At 58.5% G+C, this 5,489-nt stretch carries 8 protein-coding genes; 2 read left to right on the forward strand and 6 right to left on the reverse strand.

Annotated features, from left to right (window positions below; all coding sequences use genetic code 11):
- Positions 1-309 (forward strand): transposase (locus EVC45_RS43255; protein WP_248295485.1); only part of this gene is annotated, 309 nt, incomplete at its 5' end.
- A 260-nt stretch (positions 310-569) separates the two neighbouring features.
- On the opposite strand, the gene EVC45_RS43260 is transcribed toward EVC45_RS43255, so the two are convergent.
- From EVC45_RS43260 to nifE, 6 genes are all read right to left on the reverse strand, one after another.
- Positions 570-1,139, reverse strand: a complete 570-nt coding sequence (locus EVC45_RS43260; protein WP_129964185.1) for a nitrogen fixation protein NifQ — start codon at positions 1,137-1,139, stop codon at positions 570-572.
- A 16-nt stretch (positions 1,140-1,155) separates the two neighbouring features.
- On the reverse strand, positions 1,156-1,458 hold the full coding sequence (gene fdxB / locus EVC45_RS43265; protein WP_129964186.1) for a ferredoxin III, nif-specific: 303 nt from the start codon (positions 1,456-1,458) through the stop codon (positions 1,156-1,158).
- Positions 1,455-1,673, reverse strand: coding sequence for a CCE_0567 family metalloprotein (locus tag EVC45_RS43270; protein ID WP_129964190.1), 219 nt, complete (start codon positions 1,671-1,673; stop codon positions 1,455-1,457). The genes fdxB and EVC45_RS43270 overlap by 4 nt, the downstream gene beginning before the upstream one ends.
- 73 nt (positions 1,674-1,746) lie before the next feature.
- Positions 1,747-2,163 carry a nitrogen fixation protein NifX gene (gene nifX / locus EVC45_RS43275; RefSeq protein ID WP_129964187.1) on the reverse strand — a complete coding sequence of 139 codons (417 nt, stop codon included), beginning with the start codon at positions 2,161-2,163 and terminating at the stop codon, positions 1,747-1,749.
- A gap of 49 nt (positions 2,164-2,212) precedes the next feature.
- Positions 2,213-3,574 (reverse strand): nitrogenase iron-molybdenum cofactor biosynthesis protein NifN, encoded by a 1,362-nt coding sequence (gene nifN, locus EVC45_RS43280; RefSeq protein ID WP_129964188.1) that lies wholly within the window; start codon positions 3,572-3,574, stop codon positions 2,213-2,215.
- A 21-nt stretch (positions 3,575-3,595) separates the two neighbouring features.
- Complete coding sequence (gene nifE / locus EVC45_RS43285) at positions 3,596-5,089, reverse strand: nitrogenase iron-molybdenum cofactor biosynthesis protein NifE (RefSeq protein ID WP_129964189.1); 1,494 nt, start codon at positions 5,087-5,089, stop codon at positions 3,596-3,598.
- A 217-nt stretch (positions 5,090-5,306) separates the two neighbouring features.
- On the opposite strand from nifE, the gene EVC45_RS46360 reads away from it, so the two are divergent.
- On the forward strand, positions 5,307-5,489 hold a 183-nt coding region (locus EVC45_RS46360; RefSeq protein ID WP_211193587.1), incomplete at its 3' end, for a hypothetical protein.

Raw genomic sequence — 5,489 nt, forward strand, 5'->3', positions numbered from 1 at the left:
CAGGGCTCAACCGTCAGTCTGGATGGCGTCTACGACTGCCGCGAAAACCGCCGTGCGATCTTCAACCGCGGCATGAGGCCCAACATTCCCGAGAACCCGCGTGGGCGCAAGGCACCGAAGCGCGGTCGCAGACGGCATTTCGACGCGGCCATCTTCGCGGAGCGCTTCAGCACCATCGAGCGCGTGTTCGCCTGGGAGGACACCTTCCGCCGCCTGCTGCTGCGCTTCGAACGCATCAGTGCCGTGCACTACGCGCTCAAGACGCTCGCCTACACGATGATCAACCTGAGGCACTACTGCCGCAGCTGATCGCGGCCCTCAGGGCGGCCTGTCGCTACTTCGCCGGCGCATTGCGCCATGGCCGCGCGCGTCGTTACCATGTCGATCACTTCGCAAATCACACTTCCGCTTCGCGTTGCCTGTCTTGCCAACTCATGCATTTCATGAAACATATGCATTACTGATCAAATGCAACTTCAGTCTGCTTGAAACCCGCAATCAGTTGTAGCCCATCCTCACGGCGAATATGCCAAGGCCCGCATGGGCACGTATCCCCGGTAGCCAGACCATCAATCTGGTCCGAAGCAGTCCGCGAAATCGACACACTCCGCGCAGTTTGAGGTCTTGCAGACAGTCAACGCCTCACGCTCGCACAGCTGCTTGTAGAGGAATTTCTTCCACTTCATGCCGTTAACGTTTTTTTGCGCCAGCCGCGGAAACCAATAGCCCAACAGCACCGGCAATTCGCTACGCGAGCGAAGGCGCAATTCCTGCCACAGGTGTTTCTCCCCCACACAGGCACAGGCGAGCGCATGCGAAACGCAATGGATTTCGATCGTTGTGCCTGCGAGCGGATCAGCATGTGCCTTCAAAAGGTTTGCGAGGTCTCCGACCTCTTCGTCGCACGATCGCTGGCGCCACGCCGCAGGCGATGCGGCCAGTTGCAAGAACAGGGCGCTGTCGACGCCGGGAAACCAGTGCGCGAGCAGCCAGTGCGTTTCATCCAGAGTTAACCCGCGGATGGGCAGTGTGCGCACGCCGGCTTGGCCGAACGCCGCCGAGAGTACCCCGGCGAGGGCAAGAACCGTGGAATCGTCGGTGTCCACAGCGTGACGCATCAACGTCGCGTAGAAGTCCATCACCGTCCTTTGTGGCTCAGTCCATGGCCACCGCATGCGTGTAGCACTTTTTTGGGCATATCCTCGCGCATGCCGTGCAACCGATACACAACTCCCGACGCGCAATGGTCATAACCTTCTTTTCGTACTCGTCGTCGTCATCCTCGACTACCGGGGTAAGGTCGCCCTCCTCGTCTACACCGACGAGCTGCAGGACCCCACGAGAACACACCCGGAAGCATCGTCCGCAGCCGATACACTTCTCATCATCAAGGGCCGAGACAAAGGTAGGCGTCCACATCTCCCCCCTAGGTAGCTTTACGCAAAAAATCTCGCTCATCTCCGGCTCCCAGGCGGTTCGTCGAGAGCCGCTGCCGCGGCCTTGCGCGCGTCCATCAGCGCGGCGTGAGCTTCGTGACAGCGTTGCGCAACCGTCAATATCTCTTCCCACCTAGTCGGAAGATCCTCCGAAAGGTCGTGCAGATCCATCTTGGCTTGCATGGCCCGTGTATTGAGTGTCTTCAGGCGCGCCTTCAGTTCATTCGAGTCACTCATGCCCCCTCCCGTGGCAAAAGGACGCGCCTCAGTTGTCGCTGTCCGCAAAGTGGCGATCTTGTCAACGGTGGCTTTAGCCATGAGATACCTCGTCGTCCTCTGCAAAGTCGTTTGAGCAGCGCGCATTTCTGGTTAACGCCTTGCGCAACCACGGCGGCGGCGTACCTTTCAGGACATCCCTAAGCTTGATTAGGATGTCCTCAATTGGCTCCGGCTGTGGCACGTTGACTGGATGTACCTTCAGCGCTACGACGCGCGCCGCGCCTGAACCACCGATTGCGGCAACGTACAGGATCGCGCAGCCGCGGATCGCTTCCAGCTTCGGTGCAAGCTTGTCTTCGTCGCCGTCCTCCTCTAGTTTCCCGCCAAAATCGAAGGCTTCCACGAACGTGTAGCCCTCGGCCGTCACATCGAAGATAACAATGCTTTTCGCCCAACCAAAGTGCGCGTCGACATGCAGTTTGTCCTGCGTGGCAAATGCGATTTTCATGCAATGGTTCCCTCATGATCTGCATGCAATGGTCGCGACGACCAACTCCTTACTCAGCGTTAGCGACTGCCGCAGCGAGGTCGAGCGACGACTGCGGCAGAGCCCAGTCGACCGGGCGGTGGTGCGTAACCCGATCGATTAATAGATTCGCGAGTTCGAAGACGAGGCTCATCGTTCCGCGATAGCCGACGTGGAGTCGATGGGCATTGCCGACCCGGTCGAACACGGGAAAGCCTGCACGCAACAGAGGCTTGCCGAGACGCGCGGCCATCTGCCGGCCGTGCGAATGCGTAATAAGCAGATCGCAATCCCTCGCGCCTCGCTCCATGTCCTCAAGGTCACCGAGCACGACCTCGCTCGTCGGCAGTAGCGCATGCGACGCCGATGTAGTCGTGCTGACGCAGACGGGTAGCTCTGCGCCGATTTCGTGCAACAGCGAACCGATTGCAAGCAGCAAATCCGGTTCGGCGCCCAAGGCCACCTTGATGCCACCTGTATAAAAATGGCTGTCTAGCATTGCATCCAGCAGTTGGCTGCGCTGCCTCCGGTATTTGATCGGGACCTCCCGGTCTGACAATCGCGCGAGGCGATGCAAGAGCCGGTCGTTCGGTTCGAGCCCTGTGAGCCGTTCAAAAATTTCGAACGGTATGCCTGCAATAGTCTCCAGTGCCCGTGCACCGTCGCGCGTTTGCTCGCCCACGCCGATTGTGAATGTCGACGCACCTGCGGCACGTATCTGGTCGAGAGAAGTTCCGCCCAGCGTGGTCCCGCGCCAATCGGGAGCAACGTGGCCATCAAGCGAACCGGAGACGTCTGGCAATATGATCGGATCCAACGCGAATGCCTCAATGATCTCTCGCAACTCGTCGATATCGCTGGGTGACAGATGACTGCCGGGCAGCACGTTGACCTGTCGCTGCACGGCTGGAAGCGGCTTGACAAGCGCCTTCACGATTGCCACGATGGCCCGCCTGTAGCCGTCCTCGAATGCGCCAACGTAGTCTGGCGTCGATACGTACACGAGTTCGGTATTGCTCAACTCTGGCTTGCGTTTGCGCACTATCGCGAGATGACCGGCGGCATCTTCCCCGTTGGCCTCAGTCAGCCCTGTCGAGCAAAGCACGATGATTTTCGGCGCCGCGCGCTTGCAGATGTTCAGTAGCGCCGTTTCGACGTTTTCATATCCGCCCAGAATGGTAGTAACCTCATTCATTGCAGTGGTCTGCAATGGGATAGCCTCCTTGAAATGGCGCACCAACAGCACGAGGCCAAACGACGCGCAGCCCTGCGAACCGTGCATCACCGGCATGCACGCGTCGAGTCCCATGGCGGCATAGCTCGCACCAAGCGGCTGGCTCATTTTTAGCGGGTTGACCGCACAGGCTTTCCCTGATTCGACGACTTTTGCCATTGTGTCTGCTCCCCACTATGCTCAGGCGGCGACGCTCGGGCGAAGGGCCTTCGTGCAATCGCGCGCGCTTGCACGCGGCGACTGTTCCGTCATGTGCTCTGTGAACTCCATTCGCTCGCCACAGAACCCTTCGCACTTGTCGTCCCACGGCGCTGAAATGCGCACCTGCTGCCAGACCGGGTTACTGATTGCGCGGTCAATCTCGTGCACCAGCTCGACGATTCCCTCATACCCGGCATATGGATGATGGCGTTCCTGATTGACATCAAGCCAAGGCACCCGCGCCTTTAGCGCGACAAACTGCGAGCGCCCGCCGGACAGCATGATGTCGGCCTGCGCCTCGCGGAGCATGCCGTACATTTCGCTTGCCGTCATATTGTCGACTATGCGCGCGTCGTCGCCCATGATCTCCTTGATTCTTTCCTTGTCGTTTTCTGTGCTTTTCTTCACACTGGTGCCGACGATCTCGAGCCCTACTTCTTGCAACGCCGCAACAAGCGACCAGGATTTCACACCGCCTGTAATCAGCAACACGCGCTTTCCATCGAGGCGCGCTCGGTATGGCGCAATGCGCGCCCACGCGCGCGCCTCTTCTGCTTCAATCAAGCGATCGGCGCGTTTGATCAGATCGTCGGGCGCACCCCTCTGCACCAGCAGCTTGGCGACTTGGCGCAACGCGTCGCTCACATCGCCGATTCCGTAGAAAGAGCCCTCGAAGTAGGGAATGTCGTATCGCCGTTGCATCTTTGTGGCGATGTTAATCATCGACTTTGAGCACACCACCATATTAACCTTCGCGCGGTGAGCGCTCGCGATGTCACTGTAGCGAGCATCACCAGAGATGCAAGCCAAGATACGGATACCCAGCGCGTCGAAGAGCGGTTTCGTCTGCCACAACTCCCCGGAGAGGTTGTATTCGCCGATAATATTGATGTCGAACGGCGTCGTGTAAGCCGGCTCACGCGAGCCGATTACATGATCGAGAATCGCCTCCCCGCCGAGTTTATTACCGAAATTTTTCGACCCGGCGAAACCGGGTGCGTTGACCGGTATGACAGGTTTGCCGAATTTCTCTGACGCTTGCTTACACACTGCCTCGATGTTGTCACCGATCAACGCGGTGACGCACGTCTGATAGACAAACACGGCAGGGGGATCATATTTTTGGATAATCTCGCGAACACTTCTGAACAGCCGTCTCTCGCCGCCATAGATTACATCGATCTCACTTAGATCAGTCGTGAACCCGGTCCGGTAGAGCATCGACCCGGAGGATGCGGCGTGACGGTTATCCCACGAGTTGCCCTCGCATGCAATCGGCCCGTGCACAAGATGCGCTACGTCAACCACGGGCTGAAGTGCGATCCGAGCTCCATCGAATGCACAGCCGCCAGCAGTCGCTCCTGGCGGAAGTTGCTTGGCGCAACCTTGCCTGCGCTCCTTCTCACTTTTCGCGCTATTCTTCGCGCAACCGGGTTCGTCGAAAATGTCTGCAGTCCTAGCCTTGAACCACATTGGAGAATCCTGACAATATGAGGTCCACGACTAATTGCAAGTTCCATACCACCGCTCGAACCCGCAGGCATCGGCAGCGTAGGGCGTAGGGCGCTGTAGTAACAGCGTCAACTCAAACCAGCGCTTTGTCAGAGTTGAACGGATTGCGACACAACATCCTGATCGACCTTCTTTCAGACCCTGCGCGAGCGGTGTCCTATTGAGAGTTACGTAAATCATGACATCACCAAAGCTCGGCTTGCTTCCAGCAGGCAATGATGATCGATTTGCGCTTCTGGCCGCTCTTGTGAACCGCCCCGGATTTTGTGGAGGCTCCAACTCTTCAACTGATTGCGGGTTTTCCGAAGGGGCCGAATTTGTCTGCGAGCCCCACCGGGAATGGCTTTCGGAGCTGGCGAGG

Origin of the sequence: Paraburkholderia sp. UYCP14C, from assembly GCF_004197395.1 — a bacterium.
In the GTDB taxonomy this organism is placed as follows: Bacteria; Pseudomonadota; Gammaproteobacteria; order Burkholderiales; family Burkholderiaceae; genus Paraburkholderia.

Coding starts and splice junctions, on each gene's coding strand:
- EVC45_RS43260 (WP_129964185.1), bottom strand. CDS start 1,139: ATGGACTTCTACGCGACGTTGATGCGTCACGCTGTGGACACCGACGAT.
- fdxB (WP_129964186.1), bottom strand. CDS start 1,458: ATGAGCGAGATTTTTTGCGTAAAGCTACCTAGGGGGGAGATGTGGACG.
- EVC45_RS43270 (WP_129964190.1), bottom strand. CDS start 1,673: ATGAGTGACTCGAATGAACTGAAGGCGCGCCTGAAGACACTCAATACA.
- nifX (WP_129964187.1), bottom strand. CDS start 2,163: ATGAAAATCGCATTTGCCACGCAGGACAAACTGCATGTCGACGCGCAC.
- nifN (WP_129964188.1), bottom strand. CDS start 3,574: ATGGCAAAAGTCGTCGAATCAGGGAAAGCCTGTGCGGTCAACCCGCTA.
- nifE (WP_129964189.1), bottom strand. CDS start 5,089: ATGTGGTTCAAGGCTAGGACTGCAGACATTTTCGACGAACCCGGTTGC.